Annotated in this window: 20 protein-coding genes; 7 read left to right on the plus strand and 13 right to left on the minus strand. The window is 59.6% G+C overall.

All coding sequences use genetic code 11. The features are described 5' to 3' along the window. Window positions 1-341: 341 nt before the first annotated feature. The 5 genes from JL015_RS21525 to JL015_RS21545 all read right to left on the minus strand — a co-directional run bounded on the left by JL015_RS21525 (window position 342) and on the right by JL015_RS21545 (window position 5,242). On the minus strand, window positions 342-2,375 hold the full coding sequence (locus JL015_RS21525; protein ID WP_201019865.1) for an LTA synthase family protein: 2,034 nt from the start codon (window positions 2,373-2,375) through the stop codon (window positions 342-344). 127 nt (window positions 2,376-2,502) lie between these two features. Continuing rightward, window positions 2,503-3,093: a hypothetical protein gene (locus tag JL015_RS21530; protein WP_201019866.1), complete on the minus strand. Its 591-nt coding sequence runs from the start codon at window positions 3,091-3,093 to the stop codon at window positions 2,503-2,505. Next, on the minus strand, window positions 3,090-4,391 hold the full coding sequence (locus JL015_RS21535; protein WP_201019867.1) for a sialidase family protein: 1,302 nt from the start codon (window positions 4,389-4,391) through the stop codon (window positions 3,090-3,092). The genes JL015_RS21530 and JL015_RS21535 overlap by 4 nt, the downstream gene beginning before the upstream one ends. Window positions 4,392-4,430: 39 nt before the next feature. Beyond that, window positions 4,431-4,976: a cytochrome b/b6 domain-containing protein gene (locus JL015_RS21540; protein WP_201019868.1), complete on the minus strand. Its 546-nt coding sequence runs from the start codon at window positions 4,974-4,976 to the stop codon at window positions 4,431-4,433. Further along, window positions 4,976-5,242, minus strand: a complete 267-nt coding sequence (locus JL015_RS21545) for a PepSY domain-containing protein (protein ID WP_025259114.1) — start codon at window positions 5,240-5,242, stop codon at window positions 4,976-4,978. The genes JL015_RS21540 and JL015_RS21545 overlap by 1 nt, the downstream gene beginning before the upstream one ends. A gap of 169 nt (window positions 5,243-5,411) precedes the next feature. Between JL015_RS21545 and JL015_RS21550 the strand changes: the two genes are divergently transcribed. Next, window positions 5,412-6,074 (plus strand): response regulator, encoded by a 663-nt coding sequence (locus JL015_RS21550; protein WP_201019869.1) that lies wholly within the window; start codon window positions 5,412-5,414, stop codon window positions 6,072-6,074. Next, complete coding sequence (locus JL015_RS21555) at window positions 6,071-7,447, plus strand: ATP-binding protein (protein WP_201019870.1); 1,377 nt, start codon at window positions 6,071-6,073, stop codon at window positions 7,445-7,447. Before JL015_RS21550 ends, JL015_RS21555 begins: the two co-directional genes overlap by 4 nt. A gap of 75 nt (window positions 7,448-7,522) precedes the next feature. On the opposite strand, the gene JL015_RS21560 is transcribed toward JL015_RS21555, so the two are convergent. The 3 genes from JL015_RS21560 to amaB form a co-directional block, all read right to left on the minus strand. Beyond that, complete coding sequence (locus JL015_RS21560; protein ID WP_201019871.1) at window positions 7,523-8,917, minus strand: amino acid permease; 1,395 nt, start codon at window positions 8,915-8,917, stop codon at window positions 7,523-7,525. Between the two features lie 278 nt (window positions 8,918-9,195). Continuing rightward, on the minus strand, window positions 9,196-10,482 hold the full coding sequence (gene amaA / locus JL015_RS21565; protein ID WP_201019872.1) for an L-pipecolate oxidase: 1,287 nt from the start codon (window positions 10,480-10,482) through the stop codon (window positions 9,196-9,198). Window positions 10,483-10,541: 59 nt separating this feature from the next. Further along, window positions 10,542-12,032, minus strand: a complete 1,491-nt coding sequence (amaB, locus tag JL015_RS21570) for an L-piperidine-6-carboxylate dehydrogenase (protein WP_307726272.1) — start codon at window positions 12,030-12,032, stop codon at window positions 10,542-10,544. Window positions 12,033-12,177: 145 nt separating this feature from the next. Between amaB and JL015_RS21575 the strand changes: the two genes are divergently transcribed. The 4 genes from JL015_RS21575 (at window position 12,178) to JL015_RS21590 (ending at window position 17,656) form a co-directional block, all read left to right on the plus strand. After that, a complete protein-coding gene (locus JL015_RS21575) occupies window positions 12,178-13,089 on the plus strand; it encodes a LysR family transcriptional regulator (RefSeq protein ID WP_201019874.1) in 912 nt (303 codons plus the stop codon). Window positions 13,090-13,238: 149 nt separating this feature from the next. Continuing rightward, window positions 13,239-14,489 carry a 2-aminoadipate transaminase gene (locus JL015_RS21580; protein WP_201019875.1) on the plus strand — a complete coding sequence of 417 codons (1,251 nt, stop codon included), beginning with the start codon at window positions 13,239-13,241 and terminating at the stop codon, window positions 14,487-14,489. Window positions 14,490-14,518: 29 nt separating this feature from the next. After that, window positions 14,519-15,868, plus strand: coding sequence for a 2-oxoadipate dioxygenase/decarboxylase HglS (gene hglS / locus JL015_RS21585; protein ID WP_201019876.1), 1,350 nt, complete (start codon window positions 14,519-14,521; stop codon window positions 15,866-15,868). A 459-nt stretch (window positions 15,869-16,327) separates the two neighbouring features. Then, entirely contained in the window at window positions 16,328-17,656 is a 1,329-nt protein-coding gene (locus JL015_RS21590) for a DUF3100 domain-containing protein (RefSeq protein ID WP_201004544.1), read from the plus strand. Window positions 17,657-17,704: 48 nt separating this feature from the next. Here the strand turns inward: JL015_RS21590 and JL015_RS21595 are convergent, their stop codons facing one another. Then, window positions 17,705-18,622, minus strand: a complete 918-nt coding sequence (locus JL015_RS21595) for a LysR substrate-binding domain-containing protein (protein WP_201004546.1) — start codon at window positions 18,620-18,622, stop codon at window positions 17,705-17,707. Window positions 18,623-18,748: 126 nt separating this feature from the next. Here JL015_RS21595 and JL015_RS21600 point away from each other — a divergent pair, with 126 nt between their 5' ends. Further along, a complete protein-coding gene (locus JL015_RS21600) occupies window positions 18,749-20,125 on the plus strand; it encodes an L-serine ammonia-lyase (RefSeq protein ID WP_201019877.1) in 1,377 nt (458 codons plus the stop codon). 77 nt (window positions 20,126-20,202) lie between these two features. Here JL015_RS21600 and JL015_RS21605 read toward each other — a convergent pair whose 3' ends face one another. Genes JL015_RS21605 through JL015_RS21620 form a run of 4 tightly spaced genes read right to left on the minus strand, consistent with a single transcriptional unit; the run spans window position 20,203 to window position 24,682 of the window. Further along, window positions 20,203-21,360, minus strand: coding sequence for a M20 aminoacylase family protein (locus JL015_RS21605; RefSeq protein WP_201004550.1), 1,158 nt, complete (start codon window positions 21,358-21,360; stop codon window positions 20,203-20,205). A gap of 5 nt (window positions 21,361-21,365) precedes the next feature. Continuing rightward, window positions 21,366-22,883: an aldehyde dehydrogenase family protein gene (locus JL015_RS21610; RefSeq protein ID WP_201019878.1), complete on the minus strand. Its 1,518-nt coding sequence runs from the start codon at window positions 22,881-22,883 to the stop codon at window positions 21,366-21,368. Window positions 22,884-22,886: 3 nt separating this feature from the next. After that, entirely contained in the window at window positions 22,887-23,777 is an 891-nt protein-coding gene (locus JL015_RS21615) for an NAD(P)-dependent oxidoreductase (protein ID WP_201004554.1), read from the minus strand. A gap of 14 nt (window positions 23,778-23,791) precedes the next feature. Continuing rightward, window positions 23,792-24,682 carry a VOC family protein gene (locus JL015_RS21620; protein ID WP_201019879.1) on the minus strand — a complete coding sequence of 297 codons (891 nt, stop codon included), beginning with the start codon at window positions 24,680-24,682 and terminating at the stop codon, window positions 23,792-23,794. Window positions 24,683-24,694: the final 12 nt, after the last annotated feature.

Raw genomic sequence — 24,694 nt, forward strand, 5'->3', positions numbered from 1 at the left:
ATAGAGCCCCCAACATACAGACTGCCGACGATATCCGACAGAGCTTTACAAGAATTACCGATGAATTACAGAAGGTTAAGCATCGGAAAAGTCTGTTGTTGACCTGCGAAATTTCACCTGTTGGACAGTTTTCAGCGTAGCAGAGCACTCCGCACTGTCTGCTATTCCATTGCCAGGTGCGAAAACTCATTTACGTCGCGCAAGCGCTTCTGGATCACAGAGGCGGAAACATTTATTTCAGACAGGCCGCGACGGGCCTGGATGATGAGGGATTGCGGGTAAAGCATGCCCCTTCATTGCGACTGAATGTCGTGAATGAAGGGGCGTGTGAAAGGCGCTGATCAGCGTACGTTGCGATACAGCATCAAGCGCGAACTCTCATGCAGACCGCGCGTCAGGTCGCGTAGCCGCTCAAACTCCTCAGGGTTCTGCTCGGCAACGTTGTCCAGCGGGGTGCGCGAGGCCAGGTCATGCAGCGTGGGTGAACTACCGTCGTGTTCCATTTGCAGCAGGTAATGCCGGGTGACAGCACCGATCAGCGGGAAGGTGCCTTCACGCAAGACCAGCGGCACCACTCGCTCGCCTTCCGGTGCCGGTTGCTGGATATCGCGCCCCATGGCGCCATTGCTGAATTCGACGCCCGCCATGCCGGCGACCGTGGGCAGCAGGTCCGCCAGCCCGACCGCTTCTTCGATGACCCGCGAGCCCAGCAGTGCCGGCGCGTGAATCAGCAGCGGAACGTTGTTGCTCTCCAGCCCCAGTTGCTCGAAGGCCGGCGCCATATGAGGAATCTGGCTGATGCGGGTGTTGTGGTCGCCAAACATCACGAAGATGGTGTTCTCGTAGTAGCCGCCCGCCTTGGCCAGCTCCATCAGGCGACCGATATTGAAGTCCAGCAACCGCACCGCGTTGTACTGCTCGACACTGCGCGAACCCGCCGCCTGCACCTGTTCCAGCGTCAGGTTGCTGACCTCGAAGCCATCGTTTTCCTTGGGAATGGTAAAAGGCCGGTGATTGCCTGCGGTCTGCACATACGCAAAGAACGGCCGGTCCTTGGGCAACTCGCGCAGGATCCTGTCGCTTTCCTTGAACAGGTCCAGATCGGAAATGCCCCACACGTCCACCTGAGGCGACTTCCAGTCGCGCTCGTCATAAAGACGCACGTCATCGATGCTGCGCCGAATCAGCGCGTTCATGTTGGCCCAGCCCGAGTTGCCGCCAATCATGTAGAGCTTCTGGTAATCCTTGAAGTCATTGATGATCGTGTTCTGGCGGGTAATCAGCGGATGGCGTGTGGCGGTTTCCTGACGGGTGACGTCCGGTACGCCAGTGATGCTGGCCCAGACCGTTTTGGCCGTGCCAGTCACCGGAACATAGAAATGCCTGAAGAACCAGCTTTCAGTCGCCAGACGATCCAGGTTCGGCGTGGGATTGAGCGGGTTGCCATAAGCCCCTACGGCGCTGGTGCCCAGGGATTCGAGCATTACGAAAATCACGTTCGGCGCACGCTCGCCGTCGATCCGGTAAGGCTGCACGGGCTGCTGACGCTTGAAGTTCAGGGCCTGGGCATCGGGCTGCTGGACACTCAGGTAATTGGCGACCACGTCATAGTGCTGACGTACCTGATCTTCGTCATAGCGCGACTGGGAAACCTTGAGGGTGTCATACAGAAACAGCGCAGGGTTGAGCCCCAATGCCGCCACCTGGTTATTGCCGGAGAAAAACGCATCGCTCCAGCGCAACGGCACCGGGTTTTCCAGGTTGAGGTTGTCCACACGGCCCAGCAGCCCAAGGAAAGTCGCGCAGACAATAACTGCCGTGCCCCAGGCCGCCGACCAGCGTTTGACCGGGCGCGGCGCTCGCTCAAGCGTAATGCGTTCCAGCCAGATCAGGACGCGGCCCAGCACCAGCAAGCTCAGCAACCAGCCGAGACTGATCCACACCACCGGATAGGTTTGCCACAGCATGTCGCGAGATATCTGGGCATCGTCCAGATAGCGCAGGACGCTGGCGTTGAGCCTCACTCCGAGGTAGGCGTAATGGCCGAAGTCGATGACATGAATCATCGTCAGTGCCACCAATGCCAGCAGCAGATATGAACGGGCTATCCAGCGCAGGGCTCGAACGCCGAGCATGTTCCAGCGAGGCAGCCATAGCAGGAACGCCACTGGCAGGGACACCAGCAACGCCAGACGCAGGTCGAAGCGAAAACCGATGCCCAGGGTTTGCAGCACGGTCGGGTCGCTGAACAGCTTCTCGTGCTCGACCCCGGAAAAGCTCCAGAAGAACACGCCCCTCAACAGTGCCGACAACAGGAAAAACAGCACGATTGTGCCTGCCCAATACTGCAGGCGTCGTGATTGCAGCCAACTCATTTTCGTTCCTCGACTAATGCCCCATTCGCGAATGAATTCGCTCCTACGGGTGATAGGCCTGTAGGAGCGGATTCATCCGCGAAGAGCAGGTACATCCGACAGAGATGTATCGTTTGAAACACCGCACCTACAGGCTCTGTGAACGGCCGCGATAAAACTGCCGTGCCACGAACATCAACAACGCAATGCAGCCGTACAACGCCAGGAACGGATCGATCAGGTAATCCCAGTAGTTTTCCGAAGGTTTGATCCGGAAGGTGAAGGCCAGCGTGGCCAGCGCCAGCATCAAGGCACCCAGATGGCTGCGCAGGTAAACCAGCCCAAGGGTGAGAGCCGCAATGGCGATGATCATTGGCCGTGGGTTGAAGCCCCAGCGGTAAGGGTCGAAATACGTAATGCCCAGCGTGGCCGGGTAGAGAACCAGTGCCAGCGCCGCGAGCACCGACAACACCAGCAAACGCTGGCGACTCTCCAGTGGCTGGATGAGCCCCAGGCGCTGGGCGGTCAGCCAGACCAGGCCTATCAGAGTTGTGATAGCCAGATCATCGCTCAGGCTGCGCACGTAGGACGCCAGGGACAGGCCGTCGATGGAAACCACACTCGCCAACGAGGCACCGGCCAGTATCGCCAGCCGCCAGCGCGGCGAGGATGTCCAGGAAGACAGGATCAGAAACAGTACCAGCGCAAACGCCAGATGAGTCAGCCATTGCGCGATCATAACAAGTGCTCCGCCAGCCAGGCCTCGTTGAAGCTGACATGTTTGATGAAGGTGTTATTCCAGGAGTAGACCAGGTGGTACATGCCGTCCGGGCTGCGGATGAAATACGGGTATTCATATTCAAAATCGCACCCTTGCGGCGAGCAGACTCGCTGGTCCAGGTTGCTCAGGAACTCCGCTTCCAGAGGCTGACGCCGCGCACCACTGGAGGCCCGGAAACCTTCACCGAGGATTTCCCGATAGGCTTCCAGCGAGAACGGATTACCCAGCGGATCGGGAGACTTATCCAGATCGATCACCGGCCGCCACTGGTTCATCTGCTCGTCGGTGCCATACAGGCTCAGTTTGAAACGACCGTCACGCAGGTCGTTCAAGGCCACCAGCAAACCACGCCCCGGCACACCGACCGCCGCCAGCGACGAGTTGGGGTTGCTCGGCTCCAGCGGGTGCGGTTCGCTCCAGGTCTGGCCGCCATCTTCAGTGCGGCTGGCCAGTACGCGGTGATAGGTATTTCCTGCATAACGCAACAAGGCCACGGCCCGCTGCCCGTCCAGCGGTACGACCGTGGGTTGCAGGGAGTTGGTGCCGCGACTGATGCGGAACTTGTCGATCACATCACCATTGGGGCTCAGGTAAAGGTACTCGGCAAACTTGCCCAGAAACTCGTGATAGACCGGCAGGCCAATCGAGCCGTCGGCATGAAACACCGGCGCTGCACGAACCAGGGTGCTGATGTTCAGGAAAGGCGAGGTAATCAACTGGCGCGGCGTCGACCAGGTGACGCCCATGTCCTGAGACACCATGGCATTCACCGAACTGCCTGCCCAGCCACCGACCGATACCGACACATAGAACAGCCAGAGACGCTGGTCCGGAGCCAGTGCGACCACCGGATTACCCAGCTTGCGAATGTATTTGCCCGTGCCGGTCTGGGTGGACTCTCGGGTCGCGAGCACCTGTTCATTGCCCCACTCACCGGCGCTGGCATCGAATCGGGAAGCACGAATTTCCACATCCCCCGCACCCTCTCGGGAACCGGCGAACCATACCGACATCAGGTCGCCGCCGGGCAAGGCGGTAACGGCAGATGAGTGGACGAAATCGTCGAGATCGGAAGATGCGAAACGCGAGCTGTAGGTCGCGGCCGTGGCGACAGCGCCCTCGACACTGACCGGCGTTTCGCTGACTGCGAAAGGAGACAGCTTGTGCAGCGGATGGCTGAGCCACGCGCTGAGAAAAATCAAGACAACAGCAAGGCCTGCGCTCCATGCAGCCAGGTTTCGGGAAATAACAGGCATGAAAATCCAGCACCTTAGCGAAGGGAGTTACGGGTCGTTTCAGTTGTCGCTCTGGTCAGGCAGAGAACGCCGCTTGCCGGTCAGCATCGACAGCGGCAGGTTGTCACGCACCTGAAAACTCTCGAATACAGCGGCTGCCATATGCAGCACCACCAGCGCGCAAAGCACGTCGGCCAGGGTTTCGTGGATCTGCAACGGCCAGTCGGCCCCCCACAGGGCATCCACTTCTTCCATCATCCAGCCGGTCAGCCCGATGGAGAAAATCAGCGCCATCATCAGGACCATGACCAGCGCCCCCAGAGGCGAATGACCGAGCCGGTGAACAGGTCGCCGGTCGATCAGCGACTGCACATGAGCACGCAAACGACTCGGGCTCGGCCAGAAGTCACTCCAGCGGGCACTGCGTGGCCCGATGAATCCCCACACCACTCGCACGCACAGCCAGGCAACTGCGTAATAGCCCAACCAGACATGCCAGTCGCCACCGGCTTCGTTAAGGAAGTAGTTGGCAATGAAGACGCCCGCGACAGAAAGATGAAACAGTCTGACCAAAGGGTCCCACAGGCGCAGGGAAGCGCGGCTCATCAGCCCTTGATCTCGGTCTTCACGGCCTTGCCGGACACAGGGTCATGGTAGATTTCGACCTTGCGCTTGTCCTTGTCGAAACCGTAGATCTCGTAGCAGTTGCCGTCGGTGACCTTGAACTTGCTGATCTGGTAACCCTGGGCCTTGAGTTGCTCCTGGAACTTGGCCTGATCCTGCCACTGGGATTTGTCGGCGGTGGTGCATTGCGGGCCGGCAAGTGCCAGAGGGCTGGCCATCAGCAAGGAAATCAGCAGGACTTTACGCATGTTGGATACTCGCAGCAGTTAAGGAGCCGCTACTGTGCGAAAGCAATCTTAGGAAAAGCTTAAGGTGCAACAGATCGTTACATCTTCTCGACATATGGCTCTACGCGAGCCTCGGCCATAACGGCATGATGGCGCCCGCCCTCCCCCAACCCATTGCCCGGAACCTCTTATGCGTCTGCTCCTGGTGGAAGATGATCGCGCCATCGGCCAAGGCATCAAAGTCGCCTTGAACACTGAGGGCTATACGCTTGACTGGATCGAGGACGGGCTCAGCGCCCTGCATGCCCTGCGCAGCGAGCGCTTTGATCTGTTGCTGCTGGACCTCGGCTTGCCACGTCTGGACGGCTTCGACCTGCTGCGCCAGTTGCGCGCCGAAGAGCAATCGCTGCCGGTGCTGATCCTGACCGCTCGTGACGGTACGCAAGACCGCATCGCCGGGCTGGATGCAGGAGCGGATGATTATCTGATCAAGCCTTTCGACGTCAACGAACTGAAAGCCAGGGTGCGCGCCCTGTTGCGCCGCAGCCAGGGTCGGGCACAACCGCTGCTGGAACACGCGGGTATCAGCCTGGACCCGGCGTCGCAACAGGTCAGCTATCAGGGCAGTGAAGTCCCCATGACGCCCATGGAGTATCAGTTGCTGCATCAACTGATGATCCGTCCCGGCAAGGTCGTCACTCGCGAGCGTCTGTCTACCACGCTCTATGGCTGGCAGGAAAAAGTCGAAAGCAACACGCTGGAAGTGCTGATCCACAACCTGCGCAAGAAACTGTCCACTGACCTGATCCGCACCGTTCGCGGCGTCGGTTACCTGCTGGAGCTCAAGGCATGACCTCGGTACGCGCACGAATCCTTGCCCCGGTATTGCTGTTGTTGCTGCTGGGCGATCTGATCATCGGCCTGCTGGTGCTGCGCGACAGTCACCATGAAATCGAAGAGGTCTACGACGCCCAGTTGGCGCAAAGCGCCCGTTTGCTGCAAGGCGTGCTGCGTCAGCGGGCGGAAGGTGAAAAGGACCTGAGCAAGCTGTATGAAGCCTTCGATGAAGCCATGAGCCGGGTCGGCACCAGCGGCGTGGCCCATCCTTACGAAACCCGGCTGACCTTCCAGGTCTGGCGCACTTCGGGCGAACTGCTGGTCCGTTCAGCCGAAGCCCCGGTACTCAGCGAACCGCCCAAGGAGGAAGGCTCCCACGACCTCGTGGAAAATGGCCGTGAATGGTGTGGCTTCCTGCTGGCAGATCCACAGCAAGGCTTCCTGATCTGGGTCGGCGAGCGCGACGATGTGCGTCAGGGCCTGATCCAGATCATTGTGAGTCACACCGTCTGGCCGACCGTGATTGGCGTTCCGTTATTGATCGTGTCGATCTGGCTGGTCATCGGCTGGGGCCTGCGCCCGCTGCAATCCATGGCTCAGGTGATCCGCAAGCGCGATGCAGAGAGCCTGGAGCCTCTGGCGCTGTCGCCATTGCCAAAGGAGCTGGAGCCCATGCAGACCGCGCTCAACCGTCTGCTGACCCAGATCGACAACCTGCTGGAACGCGAACGACGCTTCATTGCCGATGCCGCCCATGAGCTGCGCACGCCCTTGACCGTGCTGCGCATCCACGCACAGAACGCCCGTCAGGCCGAACTTCCCGAACAACGCCTGGAAGCGCTGGATTTCCTGGTACATGGCGTTGACCGGGCGGCACGCATCGCCAGCCAGTTGCTGACCATGGCCCGCCTTGAACCGCGCCTGAGCCCGGATCAGTTGAAGACCTTTGAGCTCAATACGCTGGTCCAGGAAGAAATGGCCGAACTCACGCCACTGGCGCTGGAAAAACGTGTCGAGCTGGTACTGGAGGCCGATGAAGTGTGCGTGATCCACAGCGATCCAGGAGCCATCACCATCGCCTTGCAGAACCTGCTGACCAACGCCCTCAACTTCGCCCCGGCTGCCAGCGAGATTCGGGTTGTGCTGCAACGTCAGGACGATGGCAGCGCCCACCTGTGCGTAGAAGACGCTGGCCCCGGTATCGACGAACAACACAAGGCACGCCTGCTCGAACGCTTCTACAGCAAGGGCAACAGCAATGGCGCAGGATTGGGGCTGGCAATTGTCGACATGATCGTGCGCAAGCTCGAAAGCAGCCTGCATCTGGGCAACTCACCGCAAGGCGGGCTGCGGGCGGAATTGCGGATCAATAGTCAGGCAGTTTCGTAAACACCTCGTCGCGGGCAAGCACTCCCCCTCATGCGTTGCTTTTGTGGGAGGGGGCTTGCCCGCGACGCTTTTGACTCATCTGGATGCCGCAGAACTCACATATCCCCCTGCCGCCTTGCGACGCACCAGGGCAATCAGCAGAATCGTCCCGGTAACCGCCGCGGTCATCAGCGTTTCATAACGGTAGGTGGGCGTGATCAGCATGTATCCCAGCACCAGCGTGATCAGCCCGATCACCAGCCAGGTCAACCATGGGAACAGCCACATCTTGAAGGCCGGCTCCTGGCCTTCCTTCTCCAGCCTTGTCCGCATCCGCAACTGGGAAACGGCAATCACCAGGTACACCAGCAACGCAATGGCACCAGTGGTGGACAGCAGGAAACCGAACACCTTGCCCGGAAAGGCGTAGTTCACGAAGCAGCCGACAAAGCCTGCCAGGGTGGAAAGAATCACCGCGACAGTCGGCACACCGCTGCCGGAAACACGTCTGATCTGCACAGGCGCTTCGCCCCGTGCGCCCAGGGAATACAGCATCCGCGAGGCGGTGTAGAGGCCGGAGTTCATGCAACTGGTGACCGCCACGAACACCACGATATCGACCACCATCTTGGCGCCCGGCACATTGATGATTTCCAGTGCCCGCTGGAACGAACCCACTTGCAGCAGGCGCGGGTCATTCCAGGCCACCAGCGACACGATGAAGAAGATCGAGAAGATGTAGAAAATCGCGATGCGGTACACCACCAGGTTGGTGGCCTTGCGGATCTTCTCTTTGGGGTTGGCCGTTTCATCGGCGGCAATGGTGACGATTTCTGCGCCGAAGAATGAAAAGATCGTGATCAATACGCCGCCCAGCACAGCGCCAAAACCATTGGGCATGAAACCGCCGTTCTGCCAGATCTGAGCGACGCCGGATGTTTCGGCCAGAGGCCAGAAGCCCAGTACGGCCAGGGTGCAGACGCCGATGAACGCCAGGATCGCAATGACCTTCACCAGCGCGAACCAGTACTCGAATTCACCGAAATTCTTCACGCTCACAAGATTGGTACAGGACAGCGTGATCATGATCAGAAAGGCGAACAGCCAGGACGGCACCGAGGGCATCCAGGCGTGCAGGATATCGGCACCGGCAATCGCTTCGACCGGAATGATCAGGACCCAGAACCACCAGTACAACCAGCCGATGGTAAACCCGGCCCATGGCCCGATGGCTTGTCCGGCATAGGTGGAGAACGAACCGCTATCGGGGTTGGCAATCGCCATTTCACCCAGCATGCGCATGACCAGCAAAACCAGCAGGCCGGCAATGCCGTAAGAGATCAGGATCGCTGGCCCCGCCGTGGCGATGGCCTTGGAGGAGCCGATGAACAGGCCGGCACCAATGATGCCCGCAATGGAAATCATCGAAACCTGACGAGATGTCAGCCCGTGTTTCAGGGAGCGGTGCTCGTTCTTTTTATGAGAAACCATGTTCTACCCTCAACGTTGAAGTTGCACAGGGCGGCACGCAAAGAGGCAGCCCGACGACGCAACCTGTTTTTGAATAAGCATTCTTGTTGGCGCAGTGTTCCCACCGCTTTATTGGCTTACTTTCAAACGGAATTCAGATAGACCGGATGCCGAAAGACCGCCACGGCAAAGCCGGGCGAGTATGAAACTTGCCATTTGTATTTCCTTGAATCGATTTCGTACGGCAGCAGAAATTGAATGAAATTTATTGTTGTATGGCGTTTTATTCTTTTAAGAAATCAAAGTACGACGCGCAGGCATTGCCCGGCGTGATACAGCGTAAAACCCGCATCGTAAGCCAGGGTACGCAATGAACTGCCCAGTACCGTCTTGCTCTTCGAGAAGCTGACTGGCAGGGCCTTGGCATCGTTGGTCAGCAGGTAATCGGCAAAGCATTTGCCCACCAATGTTCCGGTGGTGACACCCCGTCCATTGAAACCGGTCGCGGCCAGGAGGCCGGGGGCTGGCTCGAACAGACGCAGCAAATGGTCTGGCGTAAAGCCGATACGGCCCGTCCAGGTGCATTGCCACTCGACCTTGCCCAGTTGCGGAAAGTAATGCTGCTGAATGCGGTCGGCCCACTGACGAATGAACCACAGCGGGTAATTGCCGGCATTACCCAGGCTACCCAGCAACAGGCGTCCGTGTGCATCACGGCGAATGCTGCTCAATACCGTGCGCGTATCCCATGAGCCTTGCCCACCGCGCAGCACGCTTTCCTGCTCGGGGCCACTGAGCGGCAGCGAGGCCACCTGATAGTAGTAACCGGCAAAAATGTGATCCTTCACATCCGTCCATTCGCCCTCGGTGTAGGCATTGGAGGCGATGACGACCTTTTCGGCCCGCACGCTGCCCTTGTCGGTGGAGACTTTCCAGCCATCGTCCGTGCGTTGCAGCCCGGTTACCGGCGAGTCACCAAACAGCAAGCCGCCACGGGCAACCACATTGGTCGCCATGCCCGAGGCATAAGCCATGGGGTTGACGGTCCCGGCCCGATGATCCAGCAGCGCCCCGGAGATCTTGTCGGTGCCGCAGGCGTCTTCGCAGGTCTGGCCGGTCAAAAGCTCGACATTGGCACCACGACGCTGCCACTGCTCGGCACGGCTGCGCAGGTCAGCCAGCCCTTTGGCGTTGTGCGCCATATGCAAGGTGCCAGTGCGGGTTTCCTGACAGTCGATGTTGTACTTGTCGATGGTGGAGAACACCAGGGCCGGCGCAGCACCCAATGCGCCATTGAGGCGATTGGCTTCAGCGCTGCCCAGAACTTTTTCCAGCTCGTCCGGCGCAACCCAGGTCCCGGCGTTGACCAGCCCCACGTTGCGCCCCGAGCCGCCGTGGCCCACTTGATGGGCTTCCACGATACAAACGGACTTGCCACCTTCCAGCAATTGAAGGGCGGCGGACAGACCGGTAAAACCGGCCCCGATCACGCAAACGTCGGCGGATAGCTCACCGGTCAACGGCGGGTAGCTCGGCCGTTGCGGCGTCAGTTGTTCCCACAGGCACCCTTGACGAAATTGCGTCATTGCAGAACTCCAGCCTCATGAAGTTTCAGGCTCGCCGGGCGAGCCTGATGCCCTGTCTGTCAGTCGAAAACAATCCCTTGAGCCAGCGGCAGCTCGCGGGAATAGTTGACGGTATTGGTCTGACGACGCATGTAGGCCTTCCAGGAGTCGGAGCCGGATTCACGCCCGCCACCGGTTTCCTTCTCGCCACCAAATGCGCCGCCGATTTCGGCACCGCTGGTGCCGATGTTGACGTTGGCAATGCCGCAGTCGCTGCCGGCAGCACTCTGGAAAGTCTCGGCCTCACGAATGTCGGTGGTGAAGATGCAGGACGACAGGCCTTGTGGCACTTCGTTGTTCAGGCGCAGCGCTTGCTCGAACTCGTCGTAAGTCAGCACGTAGAGAATCGGCGCAAAGGTTTCGTGACGCACCACATCACTCTGGGCCGGCATCTCGACGATCGCCGGGGTCACGTAGTAGCCATTCGGATATTTGTCCTGCAACTGGCGCTCGCCGCCGAATACCTGGCCGCCCTCATCACGGGCCTTGCTCAGTGCATCCTGCATGGCCGCAAAAGCCTGCTTGTCGATCAACGGACCGATCAGGTTGCCTTCACGCGGGTCGCCGACACGGACCTTGCCGTAGGCCGCTTTCACGCGGGCAACCACTTCGTCCTTGATGGAGCGATGCACGATCAGACGGCGCAGCGTGGTGCAGCGCTGGCCAGCAGTGCCCACCGCACTGAACAGAATGCCGCGCACGGCCAGATCCAGATCGGCACTCGGGGCCAGGATCATGGCGTTGTTGCCGCCCAGTTCCAGAATGCTGCGACCGAAACGAGCCGCGACACGCGGGCCTACTTCACGGCCCATGCGGGTGCTGCCGGTGGCGCTCACCAACGCGACACGCGGGTCATCGACCAGCGCCTCGCCAGCCTCACGATCACCGATGATCAGTTGTGCCAGACCTTCAGGCGCATCACCGAAGATTTTCAGGGCCTTTTCAAACAGGGCCTGGCTGGCCAGAGCGGTCAGCGGGGTTTTCTCCGAAGGCTTCCAGATCACAGGGTTACCGCAGACCAGCGCCAGCGTGGTGTTCCAGGCCCAGACCGCTACCGGGAAGTTAAAGGCGCTGATGACACCGACCACGCCCAGTGGATGCCAGGTTTCACGCATGTGATGGCCAGGACGCTCGGAGGCGATGGTCAAGCCGTACAGCTGGCGGGAAAGGCCGACGGCGAAGTCGCAGATGTCGATCATTTCCTGCACTTCACCCAGGCCCTCCTGAGTGATCTTGCCGGCCTCGATGGACACCAGTTCGCCCAGCTCGGCTTTGTGTTCGCGCAGCACTTCACCAAAGATACGCACCAGCTCGCCACGGCGTGGAGCCGGTACGGTGCGCCACTTCAGAAATGCACTGTGGGCACTGTCGATGCGCGACACGACCTGCGCCTTGCCTTCCAGGCTGACGGAAGCAATCTGGCTGCCATCGATAGGGGTGTAGACGGGGTAGCCCCCTTCTGTGTATGCATTTTTCGCTACGCCCAGGCTTGCTAACAAATTGGCAACCACATTGATTCTCCTGCAAATGACACTGGTTGAAATCATTGATGTGGATCAGTATTGATCCGCAACAGTCCTTGTCACAAACGACCATTTAGAAAAACATGATTCCGTTTTGGAATGAACCACCCCGCACGTCAACAGGTAACCGGTAATGTCCAAGCGTTTGATGCCCTCAACGACCGCCTTGCAGTGTTTTGAAGCCTCGGCCCGTCACTTGAACTTCACTCGTGCAGCCCAGGAACTGAACCTCACCCAAAGCGCCGTGAGCAAGCAGGTCGCGCAACTGGAAGAGATGCTCTGCCACCCGTTGTTCCAGCGTATCCGCCGTCGTCTGCACCTGACTCCGGCAGGCGAGTTGTACATGGCCGAGGTGAGCAAGATCCTCATTCAGGTCGACATGTCGAGCCGCTACATCCTGACCTATGGCGGCGAGACAGAGGTACTGAAAATCGCCACCCAGCCGACGTTCGGCGACCGCTGGCTGGTGCCGAACCTGAAGGGCTTCGGCAGCCAGAACCCCGGCATTCACCTGGATATCCGCAGCGAGCTGGAACCCTTCGATCTGGTCAGGGCCAAGGCCGATGTGGCGTTCTTTTTCGGTCAGGGCACCTGGCCCGGAGCTACTTGCATCGAGCTGTTCAAGGAGGAAATGGTACCGGTGTGTGCGCCGGACCTGCTGGCCAGCAACGGCATCCCGAGCGCCCAGGCCTTGACCGGCCATACCCTGCTGCAATGCACCTCGCGTCCCGAGGCCTGGCATGAATGGTTTCTGGAGCAGAACCTGCATTCGCAAAGCAGCTATCACGGCCCGCGTTTCGACACTTTTTACATGTGCATTCGTGCCGCTCAGGCCGGTTGCGGCATTGCCTTGATTCCGCGCTATCTGGTCAACGAAGAACTGGCCGAAGGCAAGCTGGTGATTGCCTGGGACCACCCGATGCAGAGCGATGGCTCGCATTTTCTGGCTCATGCCGAACATGCGGCGCAAGTGCCTAAGGTCAAGGCGTTCGTGGAGTGGATAAAACAGCGGGTAAAAGCCCGACATTCAGAATTATTGGAATGACACGGCGATTTTATTTCGTTTGCGGGGCATGTCCGTTGTTCGTTTAGATAGACGCAACGTTCAACACAGCAGGATGCCCCCATGTCTTTGCGTATGCCACCGAACACCGTCCATAGAACCCGCCGTGATTGGTTGCCGGAGCGTTTCCAGTGAGCAACGAAAATATCAGCGCGTCCATTTCATTCGTTCACCCTGTCACCCTTTCCCACGGCAAGAACGCCGAAGTCTGGGACACGAACGGCAAGCGTTATATCGACTTTGTCGGCGGCATTGGCGTGCTGAACCTGGGCCACTGCAACCCGCTGGTGGTCAAGGCCATTCAGGAACAGGCCGAAAAGCTCACCCACTACGCCTTCAACGCCACGCCCCATGATCCGTACATTCAGTTCATGAACACGCTTGAGCGGTTTGTGCCGGTCAGCTATCCCTTCAGCGGCATGCTCACCAACAGTGGCGCCGAGGCGGCGGAAAACGCCTTGAAGATCGTGCGCAGTGCCACCGGTCGTACGGCGGTCATTGCCTTCGATGGCGCCTTTCATGGCCGTACCCTGGCGACCCTGAACCTCAACGGCAAGGTCGCGCCCTACAAACAGCGTATCGGCGTACTGCCCGGCACCGTTTATCACATCCCCTTTCCGAGCAAGGATACGGGCGTCACCACCGCCGAAGCGCTGAAGGCCATGGAGCGTCTGTTCAGTGTCGAACTCGATGTCAGCGACGTTGCCTGCTTTATCTTTGAAGCGGTTCAGGGCGAAGGTGGCTTCCTGACCATGGAGCCCGAGTTCGCTCAGGCGCTGCGCGCGTTCTGCGATGACAAGGGCATTGTGTTGATTGCCGACGAGATCCAGTCCGGCTTCGGTCGCACCGGACAGCGCTTCGCGTTCAGCCGCCTGGGGATCGAGCCGGACCTGATTCTGCTCGGCAAAAGCATCGCAGGCGGCATACCGCTGGGCGCAGTGGTGGGCCGCAAGCAGTTGCTCGACACCCTGCCCAAAGGCGGCCTGGGCGGCACCTATTCCGGCAACCCCATCGCCTGCGCGGCCGGGCTGGCGTCGCTGGCGCAAATGAGCGACGAAAACCTGTCTCGCTGGGGCGAAACACAGGAAAACATCATCCTCAGCCGCTACCGTTCCTGGCAGGAGCAAAAGCTGTCGCCTTACCTGGGCAGGCTGACCGGCGTCGGCGCCATGCGTGGCATTGAACTGATCACCCCCGAAGGCGCACCGGGCACCCAGCAACTGGCGCAACTGCTGCAACTGGCCAGAGATGCCGGGTTGTTGCTGATGCCGAGCGGCAAGTCACGGCACATCATTCGCCTGCTGGCACCCTTGACCATCGAGCCGGAAGTCTTGAATGAAGGGCTGGATATTTTCGAGCGCTGCCTGGCTGCCCTCGACTGAACTGGAATTTGTGCGGAGAAACGATCCAGATGAGCACTGCAACCTTTGCAAACCGTGATGACATTCGAGCCAGCTTTTCCCGCGCCATGTCGCAGATGTACAAGACCGAAGTCCCGCTTTACGGCACCTTGATGGAGCTGGTTTCCGAGGTCAACGACGGAGTCATGACCCATCAGCCCAGAGTTCTGGAGAGCCTGAAGCAGACGGGCGAAATCCAGCGCCTGGACATGGAGCGCCATGGCGCCATTCGTGTCGGTACGGCACTGGAACTGGCAACCCTCGCCCGCCTGTTCGCGGTCATGGGCATGGAGCCTGTGGGTTATTACGACCTGACGCCTGCCGGTGTGCCGGTTCACTCCACCGCGTTTCGGGCGGTACACGAGCAGTCGTTGCAAGTCAGCCCGTTCCGCGTGTTCACCTCGCTGCTGCGCCTTGAGCTGATCGAAAACGATAAGCTGCGCACCTTTGCTGCTGAGGTTCTGGCCCAGCGGATGATCTTCACACCCAGAGCATTGGCGCTGATTGAAAAGCACGAACAGCAAGGCGGCCTGAACGAGTCGGACGCGAGCGAATTCGTACAAGAGGCGCTGGAAACCTTCCGCTGGCATAACACCGCAACGGTTTCGCTACAGGACTACAAACAGCTCAATGCCCAGCATCGACTGATTGCCGATGTCGTCGCCTTCAGAGGCCCGCATATCAACCACCTCACCCCGCGCACGCTGGATATCGATGCCGTTCAGGCTGGCATGCCTGGCAAAGGCATCACACCCAAAGCCGTGGTGGAAGGCCCGCCCCGTCGCCAATGCCCGATTCTGCTGCGCCAGACCAGCTTCAAGGCACTGGAAGAAGCCATCACTTTCAGCGGCGAGTCCGGCAGCCATTCGGCCCGCTTCGGTGAAATAGAACAGCGCGGCGCAGCACTGACACCCAAAGGCCGGGCACTCTACGACCAGTTGCTGAATGCGGCCCGCGATGAACTGGGCGAATTCCCCAACGAAGCCAACTCGGTGCGTTATGCCCGATTGCTGGAGAAAACCTTCCAGGCCTTCCCCGACAGCTATCAGGAAATGCGCGATCAGGATCTGGCCTACTTCCGTTACTTCCCCACCGGAAAAGGCCCCATCCCACAGAGCGGTGATCTGGAGCAGTTGATAGAGGGCGGTCACATTCGCTACGAGCCACTGGTGTATGAAGACTTTCTGCCGGTCAGCGCCGCGGGCATCTTCCAGTCCAACCTGGGCGACGACTCACAGTCGCATTACGCGACCAGCTCCAATCAGGACGAATTCCAGAAAGCCTTGGGACGTCAGACCATCAATGAATTGAAACTGTATGCCGATACCCAGCGCCGGTCACTGGAGGCGCTGGGGCTGTAACTTCCATACGCCGAGGTGTAGTAACAATTAAGGCACAAACGAAACTTGTGGGAGGCAGCTTGCTGGCGAAAAGGCCTGAAAACTGACAGATATTCTGCGTCTGTATGAAGTCGCCAGCAAGCTGCCTCCCACAAAGTGATTTATGACCTTAACTGATCGGCATTCCCCCGCCTGGGCATCCTGAAAACCCTACTTTCTGTGTTCACTTTAAGGCAACGATAAATAAAGTTCGCAATATTGGTGTGCAGCATGCTGCTCTGCATACTCGCACCCAAAGGTTCACAGCAGCCTGGGCCGATATCACTCCGCGGCCTTACAAGAATATTCAGCCCCACAAGGGCTTCCATGGGCTCCATGGACTTTTAAAGCTGCCCCGGGCGCCACAACGCGCCCACCTGAAAAGCACAACAACGATTGATAAGGCCTCTTAAAGGTCATTCAGCAGGCAAGGGGATCATCATGCAACACTCACAGGCCGCAGTGACGGGCGACAAGCAGGCTGTCTCAGCCACTGTAAAACTGTATACCTGGGCCGCGATAATCCTTATCGCCGCCGAGCTGATCGGTGCCATCAGCATCCCTCTCGGTCCTGGCAAAGTCGTCTTGCTGCCCATGGTCTGGGCACTGGTGCTGGGTGCGGTGATCGGTATCGCCAGCCGCCGGATGCCAGGCACCATCGGTGTCGACCACGCCACACAATTGCGCTCGGCCTCCATCCTGCAACCCGCCCTGCTGATCTTTATCGCCAAGCTTGGTCTGGTGGTCGGCGGTTCGCTGCCTGTGGTCTTCGCCTCTGGCTGGGCGTTGCTGTTCCAGGAGTTCGGCCATTTCGTCGGCACTGTGATCCTCGGTCTGCCTGTCGCGCTGATGCTGGGCATCAAGCGTGAAGCCATCGGTGCAACCTTCTCCGTCGGCCGTGAGCCGAGCCTGGCGATCATCGGTGAACGCTATGGCATGGATTCTCCGGAAGGTCGCGGCGTACTGGCCGAATACCTGACCGGTACGTTGTTCGGCGCCCTGTTCATTGCCATCGTGGCCGGTTTCATCACCAGCCTCGGCATCTTCCACCCCAACTCTCTGGCCATGGGCTCGGGCATTGGTTCGGGCAGCATGATGGCCGCCGCAGCCGGTGCCATCGCCGCGCAGCAGACGCCGGAAGTCGCCAAGGAAGTCATGACGCTGGCGGCAGCCTCCAACCTGATCACCACCACTATCGGCACTTACTTCACCCTGTTCATCTCCTTGCCGCTGGCGGTCTGGGGCTACCGGGTGCTGGAGCCGCTGATCGGCCGTACCACCAAGGCGTCCATTACCAGCGAAAACATCAGCAGCAAGGACGTCTCTCTGGAAGTCCCAGAGCTGAGCTGGGCCGGTAAGGTCAGCGCGTGGCTGGCAGCAGGTGCGCTGGCGCTGATCGCCAACTATGTCGGTTACAAGACCCTGTCCACCGATGCCCTGACCGGCATGGGCATCATGATCTTCTGTGCCTTTGCGGGTGAAGTGCTGTGCAACCTGCTGCGCCGCAAGATCCCGGCCGTGTGCATGGTGTCGCTGGTGGCGATGTTCCTGACCTCGCCTGCATGCCCGTTCGCAGCGGAAATCTCCAGGCTGACCAGCTCGATCAACATGCTCGCCGTGATTACCCCCATGCTGACCTTCGCCGGTCTGTCGATTGCCAAGGACCTGCCAGCTTTCCGCCGCCTGGGCTGGAGGATCGTGCTGGTATCGTTCCTCGCCAACTTCGGCACTTTCATCGGCGCAGTACTGATCGCTGAAATGTTCCATTGATCTCTGCTGAGCGGATATGAAAAGGGCGCGTCGATTGACGCGCCCTTTTCATTTGTCCTGTGTCGCTTCGCTGACCAGCCAGTCGTGCACCGCACGGCGGGACGGTGTACTCAACGCCCCCTCACGATAAGCCAGTACGTACTTTTTCTTGGCCTTGATCGGATGCCCGAAAGGCACGATCAGCGAGCCCTGCTCCAATTCGTCGGTAATCAGCGTCTTGCGGGCAATGGCCACGCCCATGCCCATTCTTGCAGCATCGATGGTCAGGTGATTGCGATTGAAGGTATGGCCGCGCCGTACATCGATCCCGGCCGCACCGATGGCCGCCAGGTAAAACTCCCACTCGGCGTATTCATAACTGCCACGCCAGGCCGTGATGTCGTGGAGCAGCGGGAAGTGTACCAACTGGCTCGGAGTATCCAGAGGCGGCTTGCCTTCCAGCAGCGCTGGCGAGCACACAGGGAATAACTCTTCTTCCAGCAAGGGCGTGGTCATCAACCCCGGATAGCTGCCGTCGTTGAGATCGATGGCCAGGTCGAAGTCGTCATCTCGCAGCGAACCGCTGCTGTCTTCGGCAATGATCCGCAACTGGATATCGGGAAAGGCTTCCTGCAGACGCGGCAGCCTTGGCATCAGCCATTTGCCGAGAAACGAAGGGATGCAACGCAGCTTGAACACGCCGCCGATCCGCCCGGAATGCAGCAGGCGCAGTTCATCGCTGATACGGCTCTGCACTTCATTGGCCACCAGCGCCAGCCGCTGCCCTTCGGCGGTCAGTTCAAGCCCGCGCCCGACCCGATGAAACAGGGCAAAGCCCAGACGCTCTTCGAGCTGACGCATCTGCTGGCTGATGGCACCGGGCGTTACATGCAGCTCTTCGGCACAACGGGTGAAGGAAAGGTGCCTGGCCGCACAGGCGAACACTTGTAACCAGGCGTGCATCTGCGCATTGAAAATTCTGCTCATTGAAGAGTTCCGCTAAAGCGTTGCATAGGAACAATCGTTTGTCGTTTGGAGGCCCCGAGCCAACTATGAGAGCCATGAACAGGGAGCCCATGACTCCCATGGAAACTCATTTGCAGGACCTCCGTGATGGCTATTAGCGTCTTCGACATGTTCAAAATCGGCATTGGCCCTTCCAGTTCGCACACCGTAGGACCGATGCGGGCCGGGGCGCTGTTTGTGACTGATCTACGCAACCGCAACCAGTTGCATAGCGTAGAACGGATCGAAGTGCGATTGTACGGTTCTCTTTCGGCAACAGGCATCGGTCATGGCAGCGATCGTGCCACTGTCATGGGTTTACTCGGCGAATGGCCGGACCGGATCGACCCGAGCCAGGTCAATCAACGCATCGACGCCCTGCTGGAAAACGGTCTGTTGCTGCTGGCTGGCGAGCGGGAAATCAAGTTCCTCTGGCAGCGCGACATGTGCCTGCTGGACGAAAGCCTGCCTTATCACCCCAACGGCATGACGCTGTGCGCTTATGGCGCGACCGGCGAGCTGTACGAGCAGACCTACTATTCGGTCGGTGGCGGCTTTGTGATCGACGCCGCGCAAGCTGCCAGTGGCGTGCTGGACAACGATGACACGGTCCTGCCTTATGACTTTTCCAGCGGCGCCGAATTGCTCAAGCTGTGCAAGACCCATGGCCTGAGCATTTCCGGCCTGATGATGGCCAACGAAAAGGCCTGGCGTAGCGAAGAGGAGATCCGCGAGAAGATTCTGGTCATCTGGGAAGCGATGCGTGATTGCGTCAACAAAGGCCTGAACGAAACAGGGATTCTGCCCGGCGGCCTGAAAGTCCGTCGTCGTGCCCACCGCCTGCATCAGAACCTGCAGAACCTCGACAACCCCAACGTGATCGGCTCGACCCTCAGCGCCATGGAGTGGGTCAACCTATTCGCTCTGGCGGTCAACGAAGAAAACGCCGCCGGTGGTCGCATGGTGACTGCACCCACCAATGGCGCAGCGGGTATCGTGCCTGCGGTGTTGCATTACTTCATGAAGTTCAACCCGGCTGCCAATGAAGACGACGTGGTGCGTTTCTTCCTCAGCGCCGCTGCCGTGGGCATTCTGTGCAAGAAAAACGCATCCATCTCGGGCGCGGAAGTGGGCTGCCAGGGCGAAGTCGGATCCGCCTGCGCCATGGCCGCAGCCGGCCTTGCCGAGATTATCGGAGCGTCGCCCGAGCAAGTGGAAAACGCCGCGGAAATCGGCCTGGAGCACAACCTTGGCCTGACCTGCGACCCGGTGGGCGGGCTGGTGCAAGTCCCTTGCATCGAGCGCAACGCCATTGCCGCCGTCAAGGCAATCAATGCCGCGCAAATGGCACTGCGCGGTGATGGCGAGCACTTCATTTCACTGGATCACGCCATCCGCACCATGCGCGATACCGGTGCCGACATGCACGACAAGTACAAGGAAACCTCACGGGGCGGGCTGGCGGTGAATCTGGTGGAATGCTGATTGCTATAGTCGCAGCCAAGGCCCCTCCCACTGAAATTGTGGGAGGGGCCTTGGCCGCGACAGATACATGAAAATAATCAACTCACCGGCAAACACTGCTCCACCAACGCCGTCCATACCGCAACGCCAGGCTCGATCACCTGATCGTTGAAGTCGTAATACGGGTTATGCAGTGCGGCTGAAGGTTTCTCCCCGTCCACGCCCAGCCAGACATAAGCGCCCGGGCAGGCATGCAGCATGAAAGCGAAGTCTTCGGATGCCATGGACGGGTTGCAGCCCCATTGCACATTGGCTTCGCCCACCGCCGCAACAGCCGCCCGACGAATCGTGGCCGCTGCTTCGACATGGTTCTCGGTGACCGGGTAACCGACGTTATAGACCAGCTCGCCACGCACCCCGAAAGCCACCGGCAAACGCTCGACGAATTCGCCGATCAGTTGCTGGACCTTGGCCCGCACCGGCGTCTGCAAGCAACGCACCGTACCGCGCAACACGGCTGTTTCAGGGATGACGTTGATCGCTTCACCGGCATTGAACTGGGTGATGCTGACCACCGCCGAATCCAGCGGCGAAAGACGCCGCGACACGATGGTTTGCAGGCCCAATACCAGTTCGGCAGCCGCAACGATCGGGTCTGTGCCCTTGTCCGGCATGGCAGCATGGCTGCCTTTACCGGTCAGGGTGATCTCGAAAGTATCCAGCGAAGCCATCATCGGACCGGGATTGATCACGACATTACCTGCCGGAACGCCCGGCCAGTTATGCAGCCCGTAGATCGCATCCATCGGGAACTGCTCGAACAGGCCGTCCTCGATCATGCGCTGGGCGCCACCCAGGTTCTCTTCGGCTGGCTGGAAGACAAAATGTACCGTGCCACGGAATTTGCGGGTTTCGGACAGGTGACGGGCAGTCGCCAGCAGAATCGCGGTGTGGCCATCGTGACCGCAGGCATGCATGCAGCCTTTGTGTACCGACTTATGCGCGGTGTCGCCCAGCTCCTGGATCGGCAGCGCGTCCATGTCGGCACGAATGCCGATGACCGGGCCGTCGCCGTTACGCAGGGTTCCGACAACACCCGTGCCGCCGAGGCCGCGATGGACCTCGACGCCGAAGCTGGTCAACAGACGAGCCACTTTATCGGAGGTTTGCAGCTCCTGGAAACCCAGCTCGGGGGCCGCGTGGATGGTGCGGCGCCAGACCGTGGCCTGATCGATCAGGGCTTTGGAAATTTTCATCACTGTTACTCCAGACTCGCGCCATAACCAAAGCTTGCGGCAGGCTTGGCGGCGGTTTCAACCCAGACACTTTTCACTTCGCTGTACTCACGCAGCGCATCGAGGCCCGAGGAACGGCCATAACCGCTTTCACCGTAACCACCGAACGGCGAGCTGACGTGAATGGTCTTGTAGCCGTTGACCCAGAAGGTCCCGGCGCGCACCTGTTTGGCAACGCGATGAGCACGGCCGACATCACGAGTCCAGACGCCACCGGCCAGGCCGAAGCGGCTGTCGTTGGCGATGCGGATGGCGTCTTCTTCGTCCTTGAACGGAATCGCCACGACCACCGGCCCGAAGATTTCTTCCTGGGCGCAATACAGGTCGTTGGTGCCAGCCAGTACTGTCGGATTGACGTAGTAACCCGGTTTGCTCGGGATCGGGTCGGCATCTTTGCCAACCAGCTTCGCGCCGTCTTTCAGTGCGCCTTCGACCATGGTTTTCACATGGTTGTATTGCTTGGCGTTGTTGATCGGGCCGATCTGGGTTTCAGGATCGCTCGGGTCACCGACCTTGAACTGCGTGGCGGCCACGGCCAGGGCATTGGTGAATTTTTCAAAGATCGATTCCTGCACCAGCAGGCGCGAACCGGATACACAGCTTTGCCCTGCCCCGGAAAAAATCGCTGCCTGAGCGCCGCGCAAGGCGACTTCCAGGTCGGCATCTTCAAACACGATATTGGCCGACTTGCCACCCAATTCCAGCACTGCCGGAATGCAACGCTGAGCAGCGGCAACGGCGATATGGCGACCGGTTGCAGGCGAGCCCACGAACACCACCTTGCGAATATCGGCCTTGGCGATGAAGGCTTGGCCAATGGAGTGACCGAAGCCGGCGATGACGTTGACCAGACCTTTCGGCACTCCGGCACGCTCGATCAGCACGCCGATCATCAGCGAGCTGAGGGGCGTCAGTTCGGACGGTTTGAGAATGACCGCGTTACCGGCAGCAATCGCAGGCGCGATCTGCCAGCCGCAGGTGAAAATCGGCGCGTTCCAGGGTGTGATCTGCAATACGGTGCCCAGCGGCTCGTAGGTCACGTAGTTCAGGTGCGTGGTCGGAACCGGAATGATCTCGCCATGCAGCTTGTCAGCCCAGCCGGCGTAGTACTCGAACATCTCGGCCACTTTGAGCACTTCGACACGAGCATCGCGAATCGGCTTGTTGGCGGTCAGGGATTCGATCTGCGCCAGGTTTTCCTGCTCTTCGCGAATCAGCGAACCGATCTGGTACATGGCTCGGCCACGGGCCTGAGCGGTCAGTGCCCACCATTGAGCCTGAGCGGTCTTTGCGGCCTTGTCGGCCAGTTCGACCAGAGATTCATCGGCATCGGGGAAGGTCAGCAACACGCTGTCGTCATGGGCATTACGCACTTCTACCGGAGCACCGTGACCTTCGACGAATTCGCCACCGACGTAGCTGGCAATGACACTGCGATCGCCCCAGTAAGGACGCAGCAGATCAAGGATTTTTGCAGTGCTCATCGGTTACTCTCCACGGCCATAAAGTTGGGCATCGGTACGCTGCACGATTGCGCAGAAGTCTTCGTTATCTGCCAGGGTTTCGCTGCTGGCTTTCCACAGTTGTGCGACCACACGTGACAGCGGCAGCTCCATGTCCAGGCTGTCCGCCAGATCACTGGCAAGGCCGACATCCTTGCGCATCAGGCCCATGGTGAAACCGGAGTCGTAGGCTTTGTTGAGAACCCAGGTCGGAAACATGACTTGTGTAGCACCGCTGCGGCCAGAACCGGCGTTGAGGCCTTGCAGCAGTTTTTCCGGATCGACACCGGCCCTGGCCGCCATGGCAACCGCTTCGGCGGTGCTGATCAGGTGACAGGCTGCCAGCATGTTGTTGGCGATCTTGGCGACGTTGCCGGCCCCGCATTGCCCAACGTGAACGCGGGTGCCGCTCATACCTTCAAGCACCGGCATGACACGGGCCAGGTCATCGTCCTGAGCACCGATCACCATGGACATGGTGCCGGTCGCTGCGCCTTTCGGGCCGCCGGAAACCGGGGCATCGATAAAGGCCACGCCGGTTTTCAACAGTTCGGCAGCCACCTTGCGGCTCATTTCCGGGGTTGAGGTGGTGGTGTCGACGACAACCAGCCCCTTGCGCCCGAACTCGATGATGCCGCCCTCGCCCAGGCAAACCGACTCGACATGCTCGGCCTTGGGCAGCGACAGGATCAGGATGTCCGACGCCTGAATCAGTTGCTTGCGATCGGCAACCGGCTTCACGCCTTTGCTTTCGGCTTGCGCCAGTGCGGCCTGAGACAGGTCGAAACCGCTCACATCAAAGCCTTTGCCCGCCAGGGTGGCAGCCATGCCGCCGCCCATGTTGCCCAGTCCGATCACACCTACTTTCAAAGTCATGTTCCGTATCTCGGTTAAAGGTTTTGTACAAATTCAAGAATGACGTTGCCGGCCGCTTCGGGCTGAACCATGACGCGGCCCGGCACTTGTTCGTGAGGTACGCCGTTGTGTTCGAGGATGAAGCGCACCGTGTCCAGGCTTTTGGTATGCAGGCCGATGGCAATGGCGTGAGCGCGCTCGCTCGCAACGTGGGGCAGCCTGACGCCGGGGTATTGAGTGGCTGCGGTGGCGGCATCCATGGCTCGCAGGAGGCCGCAACGGGTATCGGCTTGCAGGATGTTGCCGATGTAGGTGACAGCATCGCCGTACAGGGCTTTCCAGCGTGGCTCCAGCTCTGCCGGATCAGCCAGGTAGGTCACGCTGAAAATCCCGTCCACGCCATTGCAGTGGTTCTGCCAGCCCGGCACCCAGATCAGTTCGGGGCGATGCTGATGGCAGATGAAATTCGAGGCATCGGGCAGCGCCGGGTCGATGAACAAGCCCAGGGATACCACCGCTTCATCGGGACGACCGTCAGGCAACGTCATGCTGCGACGGAAATCAATCCGGCCCTGACTGGGCAAGCCCGCTTCGACCAGACGAGCGTGATCGGCGTCGGCATCCTTGCTGTGCAAGGCCACCAGCGAAACGCCCTCTTCACCACGATCCAGAAACTCACCTAGCTGGCGGCCGAAGCAGAAGCCGTTGACCGAATTGGTACCGAACTTCTCGGGATCATCGATGCCGATCAGTTCAATGAAGTTGCTTTCGAACATCATCAGCGAGGTCACGCTGCCCCATGGGTGATAACTGACCGGGGACGGCATGAAGCCCATTTTCCGATAGAGTTGCAGCGCATGTGCATGGTCACGCACCGTGACCAGCGGATGATCGATACCTTGGGGAAACTGAGCGACTGCTGCCATATGCGAACTATC

The organism is Pseudomonas cichorii (assembly GCF_015471405.1).
Taxonomy (GTDB): Bacteria; Pseudomonadota; Gammaproteobacteria; order Pseudomonadales; family Pseudomonadaceae; genus Aquipseudomonas; species Aquipseudomonas serbiensis.